This window comes from Kitasatospora sp. NPDC098652, assembly GCF_044760155.1.
GTDB lineage: Bacteria > Actinomycetota > Actinomycetes > Streptomycetales > Streptomycetaceae > Kitasatospora.
The window spans coordinates 70,773-88,355 of the sequence record NZ_JBIWAQ010000027.1 but is presented as its reverse complement, the minus strand read 5'-3'; the positions used below and the strand labels follow the sequence as shown (position 1 = coordinate 88,355).

14 protein-coding genes and 1 rRNA gene are annotated in these 17,583 nt (G+C 74.1%); 9 read left to right on the top strand and 6 right to left on the bottom strand.

The window, feature by feature from the left end:
* Positions 1 to 76: ribosomal RNA gene (gene rrf / locus ACIQWA_RS36060) — 5S ribosomal RNA — on the top strand; the annotation flags it as partial.
* 55 nt (positions 77 to 131) lie between these two features.
* Here rrf and ACIQWA_RS36055 read toward each other — a convergent pair.
* From ACIQWA_RS36055 to ACIQWA_RS36045, 3 genes are all read right to left on the bottom strand, one after another.
* Positions 132 to 1,472 carry a TolB family protein gene (locus ACIQWA_RS36055; RefSeq protein ID WP_402490054.1) on the bottom strand — a complete coding sequence of 447 codons (1,341 nt, stop codon included), beginning with the start codon at positions 1,470 to 1,472 and terminating at the stop codon, positions 132 to 134.
* 190 nt (positions 1,473 to 1,662) lie between these two features.
* Positions 1,663 to 2,433: a lysophospholipid acyltransferase family protein gene (locus tag ACIQWA_RS36050; RefSeq protein ID WP_402490051.1), complete on the bottom strand. Its 771-nt coding sequence runs from the start codon at positions 2,431 to 2,433 to the stop codon at positions 1,663 to 1,665.
* Between the two features lie 233 nt (positions 2,434 to 2,666).
* Positions 2,667 to 3,092: a DUF4395 domain-containing protein gene (locus ACIQWA_RS36045; protein ID WP_402490048.1), complete on the bottom strand. Its 426-nt coding sequence runs from the start codon at positions 3,090 to 3,092 to the stop codon at positions 2,667 to 2,669.
* Positions 3,093 to 3,310: 218 nt separating this feature from the next.
* Between ACIQWA_RS36045 and ACIQWA_RS36040 the strand changes: the two genes are divergently transcribed.
* From ACIQWA_RS36040 to ACIQWA_RS36020, 5 genes are all read left to right on the top strand, one after another.
* Complete coding sequence (locus tag ACIQWA_RS36040; RefSeq protein WP_360246170.1) at positions 3,311 to 3,724, top strand: thioredoxin family protein; 414 nt, start codon at positions 3,311 to 3,313, stop codon at positions 3,722 to 3,724.
* A 351-nt stretch (positions 3,725 to 4,075) separates the two neighbouring features.
* Complete coding sequence (locus ACIQWA_RS36035; protein WP_387713836.1) at positions 4,076 to 4,861, top strand: electron transfer flavoprotein subunit beta/FixA family protein; 786 nt, start codon at positions 4,076 to 4,078, stop codon at positions 4,859 to 4,861.
* Between the two features lie 45 nt (positions 4,862 to 4,906).
* Positions 4,907 to 5,869, top strand: coding sequence for an electron transfer flavoprotein subunit alpha/FixB family protein (locus ACIQWA_RS36030; RefSeq protein ID WP_402490045.1), 963 nt, complete (start codon positions 4,907 to 4,909; stop codon positions 5,867 to 5,869).
* 177 nt (positions 5,870 to 6,046) lie between these two features.
* Positions 6,047 to 7,468, top strand: a complete 1,422-nt coding sequence (locus ACIQWA_RS36025; RefSeq protein ID WP_402490042.1) for an acyl-CoA synthetase — start codon at positions 6,047 to 6,049, stop codon at positions 7,466 to 7,468.
* A gap of 333 nt (positions 7,469 to 7,801) precedes the next feature.
* The gene (locus ACIQWA_RS36020; RefSeq protein ID WP_402490040.1) at positions 7,802 to 8,692 is read left to right on the top strand and encodes a C40 family peptidase; all 891 of its coding nucleotides are present in this window, start codon (positions 7,802 to 7,804) and stop codon (positions 8,690 to 8,692) included.
* 103 nt (positions 8,693 to 8,795) lie between these two features.
* On the opposite strand, the gene ACIQWA_RS36015 is transcribed toward ACIQWA_RS36020, so the two are convergent.
* Positions 8,796 to 9,710, bottom strand: a complete 915-nt coding sequence (locus ACIQWA_RS36015) for a PfkB family carbohydrate kinase (protein ID WP_402490037.1) — start codon at positions 9,708 to 9,710, stop codon at positions 8,796 to 8,798.
* A gap of 439 nt (positions 9,711 to 10,149) precedes the next feature.
* Between ACIQWA_RS36015 and ACIQWA_RS36010 the strand changes: the two genes are divergently transcribed.
* Together ACIQWA_RS36010 and ACIQWA_RS36005 are read left to right on the top strand one after the other, a co-directional pair.
* Positions 10,150 to 11,220 carry an NUDIX domain-containing protein gene (locus ACIQWA_RS36010; RefSeq protein ID WP_402490035.1) on the top strand — a complete coding sequence of 357 codons (1,071 nt, stop codon included), beginning with the start codon at positions 10,150 to 10,152 and terminating at the stop codon, positions 11,218 to 11,220.
* 131 nt (positions 11,221 to 11,351) lie between these two features.
* Positions 11,352 to 12,206, top strand: coding sequence for a DUF4184 family protein (locus tag ACIQWA_RS36005; RefSeq protein ID WP_402490032.1), 855 nt, complete (start codon positions 11,352 to 11,354; stop codon positions 12,204 to 12,206).
* Here the strand turns inward: ACIQWA_RS36005 and ACIQWA_RS36000 are convergent.
* Positions 12,182 to 13,546: a dipeptidase gene (locus tag ACIQWA_RS36000; RefSeq protein WP_402490028.1), complete on the bottom strand. Its 1,365-nt coding sequence runs from the start codon at positions 13,544 to 13,546 to the stop codon at positions 12,182 to 12,184. The two genes, ACIQWA_RS36005 and ACIQWA_RS36000, sit on opposite strands and share 25 nt — an antisense overlap.
* A gap of 167 nt (positions 13,547 to 13,713) precedes the next feature.
* Here ACIQWA_RS36000 and ACIQWA_RS35995 point away from each other — a divergent pair, with 167 nt between their 5' ends.
* The gene (locus ACIQWA_RS35995) at positions 13,714 to 15,051 is read left to right on the top strand and encodes a geranylgeranyl reductase family protein (RefSeq protein ID WP_402490025.1); all 1,338 of its coding nucleotides are present in this window, start codon (positions 13,714 to 13,716) and stop codon (positions 15,049 to 15,051) included.
* Positions 15,052 to 15,193: 142 nt separating this feature from the next.
* Here the strand turns inward: ACIQWA_RS35995 and ACIQWA_RS35990 are convergent, their stop codons facing one another.
* Positions 15,194 to 17,464 (bottom strand): glycosyl hydrolase family 18 protein, encoded by a 2,271-nt coding sequence (locus tag ACIQWA_RS35990; RefSeq protein WP_402490022.1) that lies wholly within the window; start codon positions 17,462 to 17,464, stop codon positions 15,194 to 15,196.
* Positions 17,465 to 17,583: the final 119 nt, after the last annotated feature.

The window sequence follows — 17,583 nt, the reverse complement described above, 5'->3', positions numbered from 1 at the left end:
GAACCCGGAAGCTAAGCCTCACAGCGCCGATGGTACTGCAGGGGGGACCCTGTGGGAGAGTAGGACGCCGCCGAACAATCATTCAGAAAAGCCCCTGATCCTTTCGGATCAGGGGCTTTTCGCTTTTCCGCTCAGTTGTCGTCTTCCTCGTTCGGCAGCTGGGTGTCGTCGGTCTTCGGCTGCCCCTGGGCCTGGGCCGGCTTGGGGTCAGCGGTCGGAGCGTCCGAAGGCGCTGCCGACGCCGCGGCCGAAGCGGGTGCCGACGGGTCAGTCGGCGCTGCCGTTGCTGCGGGTACGGCCGCGGTGCCCCAGGACGGCCGGTCCAGCCACTTGTCGGCGGTGTTGGTGAGGCGGGTGACGCCCGTGCCGTCGGAGCGCATGCTGTAGAGATCGGCGCCGCCGCCTCCCGAGGGGGCCTGGGCGAAGACGATGGACTTGCCGTCGGGTGCGTAGGCCGCGGCGCCGTAGAAGGCGGTGGACGGGGCCGGGGTGAGGGCGCCGATGCCGGTGCCGTCGGGGTGGACGGTGTAGATGCCGCCGCCGGGGGCGTTGTCGGGGCCGGCCGGGTAGGTGGTGAAGAGGATCTGGGTGCCGTCGGGGGACCAGGTCGCGCGGTCGCCGGCGCGCAGTTCCCAGGGGGTGAGCTGGCGCAGCCCGGTGCCGTCCGCGCCGACGACGTAGACGGCGCGGCTGTTGGCGGGTTGCCCGGTGGCGCTGGTGCGGTACTCGAAGGTGAGCTGCTTGCCGTCGGGGGACCAGCTGGGGTTGCTGACGGAGCCGGAGTAGGGCTTGTCGTTGGTCAGGAAGGTGAGCCGCTGGACGTTGGTGCCGTCGGGGCTCATCAGGTAGAGGTCCGAGTACTGCACCTGGTTGTTGTGGGCCTGGTCGAGGGCGCCCCAGGAGCGGCTGAACGCGAGTTGCTTGCCGTCGGGGGAGAAGGCGGGGGCGCGTTCGTCCTCGTTGGCGCAGTCGGCGGTGCCGCTGCCGGCGTCGCAGAGCTGGCTGATCTGGTGGGCGTCGTCGCCGCCGGTGGTGACGGTCCAGAGCCGGGCGGTGCCGGACTGCGGGTCGGTGCGGTCGAAGGCGACGGCGCTGCCGTCGGGGTTCCAGTCCGGGTGGTCGTCGCGGGCCCGCGCGGGCGGCTGGGTGATCTGGTGCTGGCCGGCGCCGTCCGGGCCGACGGTGACGATGGCGCTGGTGGTGCGGGAGGCGTCGGTGTAGGCCCGGCTGACGATCAGTCCGTTGCGGGCCTCGGTGTGCGCGGCGCCGACCACTCCGGGGGTCGCGGACGGGGTCGGGTCGGGGGTGGCGGTGGGGGACTCCGGGCGGATCTCGGAGAGCGGGATGTCGCCGGGCTCCGCCCCGCACCCGGTGAGCAGGGTGCCCAGAAGCAGGAGGCCCGCACCGGCGGTTGCGCGGGTGCGGGCCTTACTGCTGCTGGGGGACTGCCGTGTGCCGGTGATCCGTGTCATCTCCGTCTCCGACCTTTCCGACCGCTTCGACGTGTGCCCCGGTCCGCGGTGGGCGGGACGCAGGACGCATCCAGGAGGAAGGCCCCTGGAAGAGCTGTCACTGTGTCAGACGGGGTGTGTCGGCGGCCGGGCGACACGCGACGGATCGCATCGGCTCGGTCACACGGAGTAGACGGGCTCGGGAGTTGGGTCAGCCCCGGGCGGCGCGGCGCTCGGCCTTGGCGAGGGCTTCCGCCTCGTCCTCGGCCTCGGCGACCTCCAGGGTCGGCGCGGTGCCGCCGAGCTGGGCGGGCAGCCACCAGGTGTCGTCGGGGCCGGAGGGCTTGCCGGGGTACTCGCGCTGGGCCCGGTCGAGCATCTCGCTCATGGCGGCGCGCAGCTTTCTGGTGACCATGACGGGCTTGTCGCTCGGGCCGAGGTGAATCGGTTCGCCGATCATGATCGTCACCGGGACGTGGCGCTTGGTGAGGGTCTTCGGGCGGCCCTTGGTCCAGAGCTGCTGCGTGCCCCACAGGATGACCGGCAGCAGCGGGGCGCCGGAGTCGGCGGCCATCCGGGCGGCGCCGGTCTTGAACTTCTTCAACATGAACGAGCGGCTGATGGTCGCCTCGGGGAAGACCCCGACCACCTCGCCGGCCCTGAGGGCGCGGACGGCGGCGTCGTAGGCGGGCTGGCCGTCGGCGCGGTCGACCGGGATGTGCTTCATGCCGCGCATCAGCGGGCCGGAGATGCGGTGCCGGAAGACGTCGTCCTTGGCCATGAAGCGGGTCTTGCGCTTGCCGCCGCGGTAGGCGCCGAGGCCGGCGAAGAGGAAGTCCAGGTAGCTGATGTGGTTGCTGACCAGTACCGCTCCGCCCCTGGCGGGGATGTGCTCGGCACCGATGATCTTGATCCGCACGTCGAGCGCACGGAAGGCGGTGAGTGCGGCGCCGATCACCGGCGGGTAGACGAACTCTGCCACGGTCAGTCCTGACTTCCACGGGCCGGGGCCCGGTACGGCGGGTACCCGCGCCGTGCGTGGGAGCCGACCGGAGCACGGCACGCCGCGGCGGTCACGGGTGATACACGGAGATGATCCCCCGAACGAGTGCCTGCTGTCACCTGAGGCGTACGGTCAAGCGAATATTCGCGGTGTGATCTCCGTGATGAATCCGACCGGGAACCTTTCCGGCCCGCCACCCGGCCCGGTCCCGGTCAGGCCCCGGCGCCCAGGCGGCCCTGGGCGCGGCGGACGATCGGGTAGATCTCGCAGCCCGGGCAGTAGCCGAAGGCGGCGTTCAGGAAGGCCGCGGCGAGGGCGAAACCGGCGGTCAGCAGGCCGAGCCAGCTGACGCCGGTGAGGAAGCCCAGGGTGCCGATGACGGCGAAGACGGCCCCGCCGCCCTGGGCGAAGCGCAGCGGGCGTTCGTCCTCGGTCGTGGTGGGCGGCGCCAGGCGGGGGGCGATCAGGTGCTGGAACAGGCCGACGTACGGGGAGCGGCGGGGGCCGGCGACCGCGCCGACCAGGAAGACCAGGGCCTGGAGGGAGAGCAGCAGGCCGCTGCCGGTGATCAGGACGGCGGCCAGCACCGCGCTGGTGAGCGCGGCGGCGAAGCGGTGACCTCGGGGGTCGGTCTGCAAGGGGTCTCCGGAGTGGTCGCGACGGGCGGCTGCGGCGGGCGGCTGCGGCGGGGCGCGTCAGCGACAGCGGACGGTGGTGACGGGCCTTGGGCCGACGACACGACGGACGGTCAGCAGCGGGGAGGGGCGGTCGGGGTCCACCCGCCGATCGTACGGGCCCGGTGTCGGCAGGTCGACCTCCCTTTCGGAGCCCGTACGCGCTGGCGCAGACTGGGGGGATGACCGGACTGGTGGTGTGCCTCGTCGTACTGGCGGTGGCGAGCGGGTTCGGGCTGGTGAGGGCAGGGCGCGACGGGAGGCTGCGGGTGCGCACCAAGGACGGGACGGTACGGCTGTCGGAGGAGGACCTGGGCGGGCCGCTCGGTGAGCGGGCGACCCTGGTGCAGTTCTCCACCGCCTTCTGCCAGCCGTGCCGGGCGACCCGGCGGGTGCTCGCCGAGGTGGCCGGGATGGTCGACGGGGTCGCGCACGTGGAGCTGGACGCCGAGGCGCAGCTGGAGCTGGTGCGTCGGCTGGAGGTGCTGCGGACGCCGACCGTCCTGGTGCTGGACGCGGCCGGGCAGGTGGTGCGCCGGGCGGCGGGGCTGCCGCGCAAGGCGGACGTGATCGCGGCGCTCGGCCAGGCGGTGTGACGGGCGGCGCGTGACAGGCAGGGCGACGGGCAGGGTGCCGGGCGGCGCGTGACGGGCAGGGCGACCGGCGGCGAAGCGGTGACCGCGGAGCCGGCGCACGGATTCGTCGGCGGTTGGTACCCCCCGTGAGGTGGGGTCGGCCCCCGGCTGGGGCAGGATGGGCGCAAGCGGTGGTGCCGGCCGTCAGGCCTAAGCTACTGGCCAGTAGTGACCACTGCGCTACCGCCGAGTATGCTGCCAGGAAGTTCCGGACCGGCACGGGAAACTCGCTGCCCGGAGCGGGTGTGTGCCGTGTTCGCACCCGCTTGCACGTCGCAGCCGTCGGACGAGACCAGTACAGGAGACAAGGCCGTGAGCTTGAGGATCGTTGTCTGTGTGAAGTACGTGCCGGACGCGACGGGTGACCGTCGTTTCGCGGACGACCACACCACGGACCGGGAGGGTGTGGACGGCCTCCTGTCGGAGCTGGACGAGTACGGCGTGGAGCAGGCGCTGCGGATCGCCGAGGCGAACGAGGGTGCCGAGGTGACGGTGCTCACGGTGGGTCCGGACGATGCGAAGGACGCGCTGCGCAAGGCGTTGTCGATGGGTGCGGACAAGGCCGTGCACGTGAACGATGACGACATCCACGGTTCGGACGTGATCGGGACGTCGGCGGTGCTGGCGAAGGCGCTGGAGAAGACCGGGTTCGACCTGGTGATCGGTGGGATGGCGTCGACGGACGGCACGATGGGTGTGCTGCCGGCGCTGCTGGCGGAGCGGCTGGGTGTGCCGCAGGTGACGCTGCTGTCCGAGGTGTCGGTCGAGGGCGGTGTGGTGAAGGGCCGTCGGGACGGTGACGCGGCGACCGAGCTGGTGGAGGCGGCGCTGCCGGCGGTGGTCTCGGTGACGGACCAGTCGGGTGAGGCCCGGTACCCGTCGTTCAAGGGGATCATGGCGGCGAAGAAGAAGCCGGTGCAGTCGCTGGACCTGGACGACCTGGGCATCGAGGCGGACGAGGTCGGTCTGGCGGGTTCGTGGACGGCGGTCGACTCGGTGGCGGCGCGTCCGGCGCGGACCGCGGGCACGGTCGTCAAGGACGAGGGCGAGGGCGGCAAGCAGCTCGCCGCGTTCCTGGCCGACCAGAAGTTCATCTAGTCCGCGCCGTCAGCGCATCCAACGATCGATCAGGAGCAACGAATCATGGCTGAGATCCTGGTTCTGGTGGACCACGCCGATGGCGCGGTCCGCAAGCCGGCCCTCGAACTGCTGACCCTGGCCCGCCGCATCGGTGAGCCGTCCGCCGTCGTGCTGGGCGCGGGTGCCGCGGCCGCCGACATCGCCGCCAAGGCCGCCGAGTTCGGTGCCGCCAAGGTGTACGTCGCCGACGGCGCCGAGTTCGCCGACCAGCTGGTCGTCCCCAAGGTGGACGCCCTGGCCCAGATCGCCAAGGCCAACGACGTGGCCGCCGTGCTGGTCACCTCCTCCGGTGAGGGCAAGGAGGTCGCCGCCCGGGTGGCGCTGCGGATCGGCTCCGGCATCATCACCGACGCGATCGACCTGGAGGCCGGCGACGGCGCTCCGGTCGCCACCCAGTCGGTGTTCGCCGCCTCCTTCCAGGTGAAGTCCACGGTCACCAAGGGCGCCCCGGTCATCACCGTCAAGCCGAACGCCGTCGCCCCGGAGGCCGCCCCGGCCGCCGGTGCGGTGGAGAACGTGTCGGTGGAGTTCACCGGCAACGCCGCCAAGGTCACCTCGCGCACCCCGCGCGTCTCCACCGGCCGCCCCGAGCTGACCGAGGCCGCCATCGTGGTCTCCGGCGGCCGCGGCGTCGGTGCCGCCGAGGGCTTCGGCGTGGTCGAGGAGCTCGCGGACGCGCTCGGCGCGGCCGTCGGTGCCTCGCGCGCCGCCGTGGACGCCGGCTGGTACCCGCACAGCAACCAGGTCGGCCAGACCGGCAAGCAGGTCTCGCCGCAGCTCTACATCGCGGCGGGCATCTCCGGTGCCATCCAGCACCGGGCCGGCATGCAGACCTCGAAGACCATCGTGGCCGTCAACAAGGACCCCGAGGCCCCGATCTTCGAGCTGGTCGACTACGGCGTGGTCGGCGACCTGTTCCAGGTGCTGCCGCAGCTGACCACCGAGGTGAAGACCCGCAAGGGCTGATCCGCGGGACGGTCCCGAGGACCGGAGGGCGTGGTACCGGGTGCTCGGTGCCACGCCCTCCGCCGTCGTGCCCCGGGCCGCGGGGAGCGCCGCGCCGGCCCGTAGAGTCGGCCCGACGGCTCCCGGGGGCGGGAGCCTCCGGTGCGAAAAGGCGAGGACGAGGGCGAGGACCGAAGCATGGCACTGCTGACGGCACTTCATGGCGACCACGGCGACGCGGCGGACGCGCTGCGGATCGGCGGCCGGACGCTCTCCCGGGAGGAACTCCTGGGCGCGGCGACCGCGGTGGCCGACCGGGTCGCCGGGGCCCCCGCGCTGGCGGTGCTCGCCCGGCCCACCCTGGAGACGGTCACCGCCGTGGTCGGCGGACTGCTGGCGGGCGTCCCGGTGGTGCCGCTGCCGCCCGACTCGGGCCCCAAGGAGCGCGAGCACATCCTGCGGGACTCGGGCGCCGCGCTGCTGGCGCACGCCGCCGGGGAGGACGCGCCCGACGCCGGGCCGGTGGCGGCCCTGCCGGTCGACCCCGCCGAGCGCTCGGCGACCAGCTACACCGAACCGGCCGCCGACGCGACCGGGTTCGTGCTCTACACCTCGGGCACCACCGGCGCGCCCAAGGGCGCGGTGATCCGGCGGGCGGCGATCGCCGCCGACCTGGATGCCCTCGCCGCCGCCTGGCAGTGGACCGCCGAGGACACCCTGGTGCACGGGCTGCCGCTGTTCCACGTGCACGGGCTGCTGCTCGGCGTGCTCGGCGCCCTGCGCACCGGCAGCCGGCTGGTGCACACCGGACGGCCCACCCCCGCGGGGTACGCGCAGGCGGGCGGCAGCCTGTACTTCGGCGTGCCCACCGTGTGGTCCCGGCTGGCGGCGGACCCGGCGGCGGCCGGGCGGCTGGCCCCGGCCCGGCTGCTGGTCTCCGGCAGCGCGCCGCTGCCCGTACCGGTCTTCGAGAAGCTGGCGGCGCTCACCGGGCACGCCCCGATCGAGCGCTACGGGATGACCGAGTCGCTGATCACCGTCAGCACCCGGGCGGACGGCGAGCGGCGCCCCGGCAGCGTCGGGCTGCCGGTGGACGGGGTGCGCACCCGGCTGGTCGGCGAGGACGGCGAGCCGGTGCCGTACGACGGCGAGAGCGTCGGCGAACTGCAGGTCAGCGGCCCCACGCTGTTCAGCGGTTACCTCAACCGGCCGGACGCCGACGCCGAGGCCTGGACGGCGGACGGCTGGTTCCGCACCGGGGACGTCGCGGTGATCGGGGCCGACGGCTTCCACCGGATCGTCGGCCGGGCCTCGGTGGACCTGATCAAGAGCGGCGGCTACCGGATCGGCGCGGGCGAGGTCGAGGCCGCGCTGCGCGACCACCCGGCGGTCGCCGACGCGGCCGTGGTCGGCGCGCCGGACGAGGACCTCGGACAGGCGATCGTCGCGTACGTCGTGCCGGACGGCGCCGTGACGGGGGAACAGCTGACGGCCTTCGTGGCGGAGCGGCTCTCGGTGCACAAGCGCCCGCGCCGGGTCGTGCTGGTACCCGAACTGCCCAGGAACGCGCTGGGAAAGGTGTTGAAGAAGCAGCTCCTGACGGAGCACCGCGGGCAGTGATGAGGGGGCGTCGGGACACGCCCGGCGGTGACGGGTGTTCACCCTGATGCGCCGTCGGCGGCCGAGCCCGGGAAACCTTCCTTTGGCGCACTCCACTGCGCGCGGTGAGCGGACGCGTGCCTAACGTGACGAGCAGGCAGAACTGAATCCACGGGAGACATGCCGCGGCCCCCGGTCGCACGGCCGGGGGCCGCGGCAGGTCGGACCGGGGACTGCCGAAGGTACGGACCGGCGAAGCCGGGGCGTACCGCGTGTCCGCAGCAGTTTCCGCAGCCGCCCTTCCGGCGGCCGTACGCCGCAGTGCGTTCGCAGCAGTGAAGGAAGTCAGCAGGGATGACCACCGTCAACACCGGCGCACCGGATGCCGCCGACGAACCGACCGGGCAGCACGCCCCCGCCCCCGCCGCCCGCCCCGCCACCACCGCCCGTCCCTCGCGGGCCGCGCGGATCCGCCGGGGGATAGGCATGGCGGCCGCGATCGCGGTCGGCGTGGGGACCATCGGGCTCGGCACCGGGGTGACGCCCGCCGCGGCCGAGAAGGCCCCGGCGCACGCCGGGTGGGACGGCTCGCGGTACTGGTTCAAGAACAGCCAGGGGCAGTGGCGCTGGACCACCCACTACAGCGTGTACGTGGCGCGGACCGGCGGCGCCAAGCCCTCGGCGAAGTCCTCGTCCTCCTCGAAGACCGCCAAGTCCTCGAACAGCGGGATCAAGCAGGGCTGGGACGGCTCGCGGTACTGGTTCAGGAACAGCAAGGGGGAGTGGCGCTGGACCACCCACTACGACATCTACCTGCAGCGGACCGGCGGCTCCGCGTCCTCCTCCGGTTCCTCCGGCTCCTCCCACGAGGTGGCGGCGGACGCCGACGTCGAGACCGCGGTGGAGTACGCGCTCGCCCAGCTGGGCAAGCCGTTCCGGACCGCCGGCAACGGGCCGGACGGGTACGACTGCTCGGGCCTGGTGCAGCAGTCCTTCCGGCGCGGCGGCATCGACCTGCCGCGGGTGGCCAACGACCAGTACGCGGCCACCACGCCGATCAAGGCGAGCCAGCTGCGCCGCGGTGACCTGCTGTTCTGGTCGCCGGACGGCACCGCGCGGGGCATCCAGCACGTGGCGATCTACCTGGGCGACAACCGGTACGTGGAGGCCGCGCGGCCCGGGACGCTGATCCGGATCTCCACGATCAGCAGCGGGTACTACCCCGCGTACATGGGGCGGCCGTAGCCCACGGGGTGCGGGGCGTCCGGCCGGTGGGCCGGGCGCCCCGCGCCCGCTCCCGCGCCCCGGTGCCCGGTGCCCGGGCCGGGAGGGCGCTGCCGACGCGCGGTCAGAGGTCGGTCGGGCGGGGGAGGGCACCGCGGGCGCCGAGCGCGGTGACGGCGAAGGCTCCGGCGGCGACGGCGGTGGCGGCCGCGTCGGGCAGGTCGGCCAGGCGGGCGAGGCCGGCGGCGAGCGCGCCGCAGAAGACGTCGCCGGCCCCGGTGGTGTCGACCACCCGGACGGTCGGCGCGGGCAGCCGGGTGAGTGCTCCGCCGGCGGCGACCAGGGCGCCCTCGCCGCCGAGGGTGACCACCGCCCCCTCGCCCTGCCGGGCCAGCGCACGGGCCGCCTCGACGGCGTCCGCGGCACCGGTGAGCTGCCGGGCCTCGACGGCGTTGGCGACCAGCAGCGGACGGCGTCCGGTGGGGCCCGGGTCGGGCAGGGCGCCGGCCGGGGCGGTGTTGTGCAGCCAGCGGGTGCCGCCGCGCGGGCCCGCGGCGGGCAGGGCCGCGGCGACGGCGCGGATGCACTCCGGGGGGACCTCGTTGCTGGTGAGGACGACGTCGACCGGGAGCAGGTGGAGCCGGGCCAGGGCCGCGCCGACCTCGTCCGGGGTCAGGTGGGCGTTCGCGCCCGGCACGACCACGATGCTGTTCTCCCCGGCGGGGTCGACCATGACGACCGCCTGGCCGGTGGGCACGTCGGGGTGGGTGTGGACGGCGCCCGTCTCCACGTTCGCGCCGCGCAGGTCGTCGAGCGCCGCCTCGCCCTCGGCGTCGCGCCCCACCTTGGCCACCAGGTGGGTGGCGGCCCCCATCCGGGCCGCGGCCACCGCCTGGTTGGCGCCCTTGCCGCCGAACCCCCGGGTGGCGTCGGTGGCCAGAACGGTCTCGCCGGGCGCGGGGAGCACGGGGCAGCGGAGGATCCGGTCGGTGTTGACCGAGCCGATGACGACGACCCGGCCGGCGGGGAGCAGCTTCATGGGTTTCTCTGTACGCGGCGGGGTGCGGACCGCGCAAGCGGTGCGACCGGCAAGCGGTGCGACCGGCGGGCGGTGAGGGCGGTGAGGGCGGGGGAAAGGGAGCGGTGAGCGGGAGGACGGGGGAGCGGGAGGGCGCAGGGGCGGCGCGAGCGGCGTACGGTCGGGGCGCGCGCTGGAAGTCGGCCGGTCCGACTCCCTGTGCGAACGGTGTGGCGGCGGGGTGCGGCTTTGATGGCGGCCGATCCGCATATATCCGCACCGGGCCCGTGGCCTGGGCACATGCCGCTGTCAAGGGGCGGGCCGGGGCGCGCGGGCGGGCGTGGCGAGCAGTTTTGGGGAGCGGCTTCGCGCGGGTACCACCACGGGTGGCGCTGGTTCGGCCGACGGGGGCGCTGCCCGGTGCGAACGGCATCGGGGCAAGTCGAGGGCAGGGGACGTTGTGATCGTCTGGGTCAATGGCACATTCGGGGCGGGCAAGACGAGCGCCTGCCGCGAGCTGGTGGAACTGCTGCCCGGGAGCGTGCTCTTCGATCCCGAGCTGGTCGGCTTCGGACTGCGCCGGATGCTTCCGGCCGACCGGCTGGCCACGGTGTCCGACTTCCAGGACCTCGCGGCCTGGCGTCGGCTGGTGCCCGAGACGGCCGCCGCGCTGCTCGGCGAGGTGGGCGGGCCGTTGGTGGTGCCGATGACCCTGCTCAGAGAGGACTACCGGGACGAGATCTTCGGTGACCTCGCCGCGCACGGGATCGCGGTGCACCACTTCGTCCTGGACCCCGAAGAAACGATCCTGCGAAACCGCATCGCCCACCGCGAGGAATGCCCGGGCGATCCGGAGCGCAGCGAGCGGGTCCGCACCTGGTGCCTGGAGCACCTGCCGCACTACCGGGCCGCCCGCCGCTGGCTGGTCGGCGACGCCCGGATGATCGACAACGGCGCGCTCACCCCGCGCGAGACCGCGCACCGGATCGCCGAACTCGTCCGGGTCGGCGCCGCGCGCTGTCCGATCGTCCAGGCGCCCGACCCGACCGGCGACACCGTGGCCTCGGCCGTGCTGTTCTTCGACGAGCAGGACCGGGTGCTGCTCGTCGACCCGGTCTACAAGCCCGACTGGGACTTCCCCGGCGGCGTGGTCGAACGCGGCGAGGCCCCCACCGACGCCGCCCTGCGCGAGACCGCCGAGGAGCTCGGGCTGCGCCTGGACCCCTCGGTGCTGCGGCTGCTCGCCGTCGACTGGGAACCGCGCACCGGCCCGCGCCGCGGCGGCCTGCGGCTGATGTACGACGGCGGCCTGCTGGACGACGCGGGCCGGCGGAACCTGCTGCTGCAACAGGAGGAGCTGCGCGGCTGCCGGTTCGTCACCCTGGACGAGTCGGCCGACCTGCTGCCGCCCAGCCGCTACCGGCGCCTGGCCGCCGCGCTGGACGCCCGGCGCAGCGGGGAACTGCGCTACCTGGAGGCGGGGTGCCGGGTGGCGCTCGGCCGCCTGGCCAGCACGGCGGACGCGGCGTAGCGCCGGAGGGCCGGGGGCGGACGGGCTGGAGGGGCCGGGGGAGGACAGGCCGGGGGAGGACGGGTCGGGGCACCGGGCGGTGGCCCGGCCCCGGTTGGTGGCGTGGCCGGTGCGGGGGTCAGGATGGGGACATGCCGTTCACGCTGAGCCATCCCGCCGCCGTCCTGCCCCTGCTGCGCGCCGCCGGGGAGCGCGGGCCGTTGGTGGCCTCGGCGCTGGTGGCCGGGTCGATGGCGCCCGACGTGCCGTTCTTCGCCGAGTCGCTGCTGCCCGGGGTGTACGGGCACGGCGAGCTGACCCACGCCTGGTGGGCGGTGCCGACGCTGGACGTGGCGATCGCCGGCGCGCTGGTGGCGGGGTGGCACGGGCTGCTGCGGGCGCCGCTGGTGGGGCTGCTGCCCGAACGGTGGGCGGGCGGCGCCGAGGCGTTGACGGTCCGCCGGGCCGCGGCGGCCGGTGCGGGCGGTACCGGTGGCTGCGGCGGTGCCGGGGGCCTGGGCGCGGACGCGGCCTGGTTCGTGGCCTCGGCGGCGGTCGGCGCGGCCACCCACGTCGGCTGGGACGCGTTCACCCACGGCGGCCGGCTGGGCGTGCGGCTGCTGCCCGTACTGGACCGGACGGTGGCCGGGGTCCCGGTCTACGAGGTGCTGCAGTACGGGAGTTCGGCGCTGGCGCTGGCCGCGCTGGGCGGCTGGGCGGCGCGCGCGGTGCGGGCCGTCGAACCGGTGCGCCCGGCCGTGCGGCCGGCGCCGCGGACCAGGCGGGCGGCCACCGCGGTGCTGGCCGCGGCGACCGCGGCCGGGGTGCTGCACCGGATCGCCCCGCTGCGCCGCAACCTCGTCCCGGAGGTGTGCTTCGGGGCCGGTGCCGGCCTCGCGGTGGGCGCGGTCGGCTACGCGGCGGTGGTCGCGGCCGCCCGCCGGTGGCGTGGCGGGCGGCCCGGGACCGGCGCGAACTCCCGTCAGACGGTGCGCAGTTCCGCGTAGCGGCGGAGGAACAGGGCCTCGGTGAGGGCCATCCGCTCCAGCTCCTGCGGGTCGACGCTCTCGTTGACGGCGTGGATCTGGGTGGTCGGGTCCTCGACGCCGATCAGCACGATCTCGGCCTGCGGGTAGAGCGAGCGCAGGGTGTTGCAGAGCGGGATCGAGCCGCCCTCGCCGGAGGCGACCATCGGGGTGCCGAAGGCCTCGGCCATCGCCTCGCCCATCGCCTCGTAGGCCGGGCCGCTGGTGTCGGCGCGGAACGGCGCGCCGTTGCCCTGGCGCTCGACGGTCAGTCGGGCGCCGAGCGGGACCTGCGCCTCCAGGTGGGCGACCAGGGCGTCCTGGGCGGCCTCGGTGTCCATGCCCGGCGGGACACGCAGGGAGATCAGCGCCTTGGCGGCGGCCTGCACCGAGGAGGTGGCGCCGATCACCGGCGGGGCGTCGATGCCGAGGACGGTGACGGACGGGCGGGCCCACAGCCGGTCGGAGACGGTGCCGGTGCCGGTCAGGGCGACGCCGTCGAGCACCTTGGCGTCGGCGCGGAACTGCTCCTCCGGGTACTGCACGCCCTCCCAGGTCTGGTCGGCGGCCAGCCCGGCGACCGCGACGTCGCCGTTCTCGTCGTGCAGCGAGGCGAGCACCTTGATCAGTGCCTGCAGTGCGTCGGGGGCGGCGCCGCCGAAGCCGCCGGAGTGCAGGTTGCCGGCCAGTGTGGTGATCGAGGCCTCGACCACCGTCATGCCGCGCAGCGTGGCGGTCACGGTCGGCAGGCCCGGGGCGAAGTTGCCGGTGTCGCCGATCACGATGACGTCGGCGGCGAGCAGCTCGGGGTGGGCCTCGGCGTAGCGCTCGAGACCGCCGGTGCCCTGCTCCTCGGAGCCCTCCACGATGACCTTCAGGCCGACCGGGTAGTCGTCGCCGTACACCTGGCGCAGCGCCCGCAGGGCGGTCAGGTGCATCAGGATGTTGCCCTTGCAGTCGGCGGCGCCGCGCCCGTACCAGCGGCCGTCGCGCTCGGTCAGCTCGAAGGCCGGGCTGTGCCAGCCGCTCTCGTCGAGCGGGGGCTGCACGTCGTAGTGCGAGTAGAGCAGCACGGTCGGGGCGCCCTCGGGGCCGGGCAGCTCGCCGTAGACGGACTGGGTGCCGTCCGGGGTGTCCAGCAGCCGGATGCCGGTCAGGCCCTCGGCGGCGAAGGCCTCGGCGACCCAGTGCGCGGCCTTCTGGCACTCCTCGACCGGGAACTGGCGCGGGTCGGCGACCGACTGGAAGGCGACCAGCTCGGCGAGGTCGGTGCGGGCACGGTCCATCAGGGACCGGACGGCGTCGGCCAGGGGCTGTGACATCGGGGCTCCGGAGGGGACGGGTCCGCCCGGGGGGTGGTAGGGGCGGAGGCGGTCGGTTGGGGTACCGCCGATCATAGGCTGAGCCGTCCGGAGGGCAGCGGGGAGCTTCCGGATCGGTGGGTGGTGCGGCGACCGGGGCACCGGGCGGACGCATAGGATTGGTCGACGTGACTGACTCCGGAAGCCCTGATTCCCGTAGCCCGATCGACAGCCCGTCGGACGTCCCGGTCGAGCGTCCGTCGGACGTCCCGGTCGACAGCCCGTCGCAAGCCCCGTCGGAGGGCCCTTCGGAGGGCCCGTCGCACGGCCCGCTCGACGAGGCGTCGCAGCCGCAGGACGGCGTCTGGGACGTCGTGGTGGTCGGCGCCGGACCGGCCGGGGCCTCGGCCGCGTACGCCGCCGCCGAGCAGGGCCGCCGGGTGCTGCTGCTCGACAAGGCCGAGCACCCCCGCTACAAGACCTGCGGCGGCGGCATCATCGGCCCGTCCCGGGACAGCCTGCCGCCGAACTTCGAACTGCCGTTGCAGGACCGGGTGTCGGCCGTCACCTTCGCCTACGACGGGCAGTACACCCGGACCAAGCGTTCCAAGCGGATGCTGTTCGGGCTGGTCAACCGGGACGAGTTCGACCTGCGGCTGGTCCGGTCCGCCAAGCAGGCCGGGGCGGTGCTGGTCACCGGAGTGACCGTCACCGGGGTCGAGCAGCGCGGTGGCGAGCACCGCACGGCCGTGGTCACGGCCGCCGACGGGCGCACCTTCGAGGCCCGGGCGGTGGTCGGTGCGGACGGCAGCGCCAGCCGGATCGCCCGGCACGTGGGCGTCACCTTCGACCAGATCGACCTCGGCCTGGAGGCCGAGATCCCCGTCCCGCCGCAGGTGGCCGCCGACTGGTCGGGCCGGATCCACCTCGACTGGGGCCCGCTGCCCGGCAGTTACGGCTGGGTGTTCCCGAAGACCGAGACCAGCAGCCTGACCGTGGGCGTCATCTCGGCGCGCGGCGACGGCGAGCGGACCAAGCAGTACCTCGCCGACTACATCCGGCGCCTGGGCCTGTCCGGCTTCCCCCCGCGGATCGAGTCCGGGCACCTGACCCGCTGCCGGGCCGAGGACTCGCCGCTCGCCCGCGGCCGGGTCCTGGTGGCCGGGGACGCCGCCGGACTGCTGGAGCCGTGGACCCGCGAGGGCATCTCGTACGCGCTGCGCTCCGGCCGGCTGGCCGGGGAGTGGGCGGTGCGGATCGCGGAGGCGGGCGACGCGGGCACGGTGCGGCGCGAGGCGCTGAACTACGCGTTCGCCATCAAGGCCGGGCTGGGCGTGGAGATGCGCGCGGGCAAGCAGCTGCTGAGCGCCTTCGAGCGGCGGCCGTACCTGTTCCACACGGCGGTCACCACGGTGCCGGCGGCGTGGCGGGCGTTCGCCCGGACCACCCAGGGGCACACCACCTTCGCGCAGCTGCTGCGGCAGAACCGGGCGGCGCGCAAGCTGATGGCGATGGCCGCCCGGTAGCGGGACCCGGTCCGTGCGGCCGGGTCGGCGCCCCCGTTCGGGGGACCGGCCCGGCCGGCGGTTCGGTGGCGGCTACCTGAGCCCGGTCACCTGAGCCCGGCTACCTGAGCCAGGTCACTTGAGCCAGGTCACTTGAGCCCGGTCATTTGAGCCCGGTGTCGAGGGCGGACATCAAGGTGCCCGACGGGGTGTCGCCGGACAGCTCCCAGATCATGGCGCCGAGCAGGTTCTTCGATTTGAGGTAGGCCGTCTTCTGGGCGATCGACCAGGCGTCGTCGAAGGTCCACCACTGGCCGTTCGCGCCCGTGTAGCCGTACGTGGCAACGGACTTGGGATCGTGGAAGACGGTGAGGCCGGGCACGCCGGTGAGCAGGTTCTGGTACCCGCGGGTGCCCGCCTCCTCGGCGAACTGGCCGGGCGCCGCGCCGTTCGCGGACTGCCAGACGCCGTGGGCGCCGCCGTCCGCCACGCCCTGCCAGCCGCGCCCGTAGAACGGGAAGCCGATGGTCAGCTTGCGCGGATTAACCCCGGCGGCGAGGTAGGTCCGGACGGCGCCGTCCACGCTGAAGTGGAAGCTGTAGGGGTCGTTCGGGTCGGGGTAGAGGTTGGAGGCCTGGCCGGTGCGGTCGGGCTCCCAGGAGTTGTCGCTGCCCGAGCCGTGGAAGTCGTAGCCCTGGACGTTGGCGATGTCGAGCGAGGTGAAGACCTTGCCGAGGTCCCAGCCGGCCGCGACCTTGGCCGGGTCGGCCGGGGTGAAGGCGGTGAGCAGCTTGTGCGGGCCGCCCAGTGCGTCGAGCTGCTTGCGGAACTCGGCCGCCAGCAGGGTCAGGTCGGCCTTGTCGTTCGCGCTCCAGTGGTTGCCCGGGTGGCCGTCGCCGGAGCCGGGCCACTCCCAGTCGAGGTCGATGCCGTCGAAGATCCCGGCGGCGACGCCGTCCCCGCCGGCGCCGTTGTAGGCGGGCAGGTTGCCCTTGATCCAGGTGTCCACACAGGACTTGACGAACTTCTGCCGGGAGGCGTCGGTGGCGGCGACGTCGGAGAAGTACTTGGAGTACGTCCAGCCGCCGAGCGAGACGACCACCTTGAGGTTCGGGTACTTGGCCTTGAGCTTCTTCAACTGGTTGAAGTTGCCGCGGAGTTTGCCCCAGCCGTCGTCGGCCACGCCGTCCACCGACTGGTCGGCGCTCATCGGGCGGGCGTAGTCGGCGTCGGCGTCACCGGCGCCGGTGCCCTGGTCCGGGTCCTCCGGGTTGGCGGTGGTGCCCTTGGTGACGCCCGCGAGGCAGGTCAGGTTGACCGGATCGATGTTCTCGAAGGCGTAGTTGACGATGTCGAGCTTGGCCGCGCTGCCTGAGGTGTCGAGGTTCTTGACGAAGTACTGGCGGCCGTAGATGCCCCACTGGACGAAGTAGCCGACCCGGGCGTACTTGCCGGCGCCGACGATGTCCGCGGTGGTCACGGCGAGCGGCGCGGAGGCGGGCGAGGCGTTGTCGGCGGGGTCGCGGGCCTGCACCGTGAAGGTGTAGGCGGTGGACGGCGAGAGGCCGCCGACGGACGCGGTCAGGGTGCCGCCGTCGACCGTCGCCACCAGGGTGGCGCCCTGGTAGACGTCGTACGCGGCGACCCGGACGTTGTCGGTGGCGGCGTTCCAGGCAAGCGTCACGTCCGAGGAACCGACGGACGTGGCACGGAGGTTGGTGGGTGCGGTCGGCGGGACCCGGTCCGTCGACGGGTCGAAGGTGGCGGCCGTCACGGGCGCGCTGAGCGGGCCGGTGTTGCCGCGGCTGTCCTTGGCCCGGACGGCCAGGGTGTACGTGGTGGCCGGGGTGAGCCCGGTGACCAGGGCGTTGGCGGTCGGGCCGGAGGCGAGCACGGTGGTGCCGCTCAGCACGTCGTAGGAGGCGACCGGGAAGTCCCCGCCGGTGGCGGCCGGCCAGCTCAGCGCGAGGGTGTGCGCCGTCGCCCCGGTGACGGTGGGGGTGCCCGGCGCGGACGGCGGGACGTCGGCGGAGCCGTCGCACTTGTCGCCGTTGATGCGGCAGTTGAGCGGGGTGGAGACCGGGCCGGTGCCGACGAACCAGAAGCTGTACGGCTCGGTGGTGCTGTGGGCGTTGACGGTCGCGTTGTAGTACGCGGCGGTGGCGGTGACGTGCCGGCCGTTGACGGTCGCGGTGCCGTTGCTGGTGTTGCCCATGGTGACACCGGCGGGCAGGTCGAAGTCCAGGGTCCAGCCGGTGACGGCGGTGGCGTTGTCGTTGTGGACGATGTACGTGCCCTGCCACCAGGAGCCGTTGTCGGCGGTGGTGAAGGTGGCGGTGAGCCTGCCCGCCGCGTTCGCCGGGGCGGCGAGCGCGGTCAGGACGGCGAGTGGCAGGAGCAGGACGGACAGCAGCGCCAGCAGTCTGCTGCGCATGCGCGGGCGTCCCGCCCGGGATCGAGCGGACATGGTTCTCCCTGTGGCGGTGGGGGTTGGACAGGGTGACGTAGAACCGGGGGTGCTCCGTGTGCGATCGGTGCCCGCGCCGTGGGGGG

What these genes read in the sequence shown, in the direction of transcription:
- ACIQWA_RS36005 (WP_402490032.1), top strand. Translation starts at nt 11,352, where the DNA reads ATGCCGTTCACGCTGAGCCATCCCGCCGCCGTCCTGCCCCTGCTGCGC.
- ACIQWA_RS36025 (WP_402490042.1), top strand. Translation starts at nt 6,047, where the DNA reads ATGGCACTGCTGACGGCACTTCATGGCGACCACGGCGACGCGGCGGAC.
- ACIQWA_RS36055 (WP_402490054.1), bottom strand. Translation starts at nt 1,472, where the DNA reads ATGACACGGATCACCGGCACACGGCAGTCCCCCAGCAGCAGTAAGGCC.
- ACIQWA_RS36000 (WP_402490028.1), bottom strand. Translation starts at nt 13,546, where the DNA reads ATGTCACAGCCCCTGGCCGACGCCGTCCGGTCCCTGATGGACCGTGCC.
- ACIQWA_RS36015 (WP_402490037.1), bottom strand. Translation starts at nt 9,710, where the DNA reads ATGAAGCTGCTCCCCGCCGGCCGGGTCGTCGTCATCGGCTCGGTCAAC.
- ACIQWA_RS36040 (WP_360246170.1), top strand. Translation starts at nt 3,311, where the DNA reads ATGACCGGACTGGTGGTGTGCCTCGTCGTACTGGCGGTGGCGAGCGGG.
- ACIQWA_RS35990 (WP_402490022.1), bottom strand. Translation starts at nt 17,464, where the DNA reads ATGCGCAGCAGACTGCTGGCGCTGCTGTCCGTCCTGCTCCTGCCACTC.
- ACIQWA_RS36020 (WP_402490040.1), top strand. Translation starts at nt 7,802, where the DNA reads ATGACCACCGTCAACACCGGCGCACCGGATGCCGCCGACGAACCGACC.
- ACIQWA_RS36030 (WP_402490045.1), top strand. Translation starts at nt 4,907, where the DNA reads ATGGCTGAGATCCTGGTTCTGGTGGACCACGCCGATGGCGCGGTCCGC.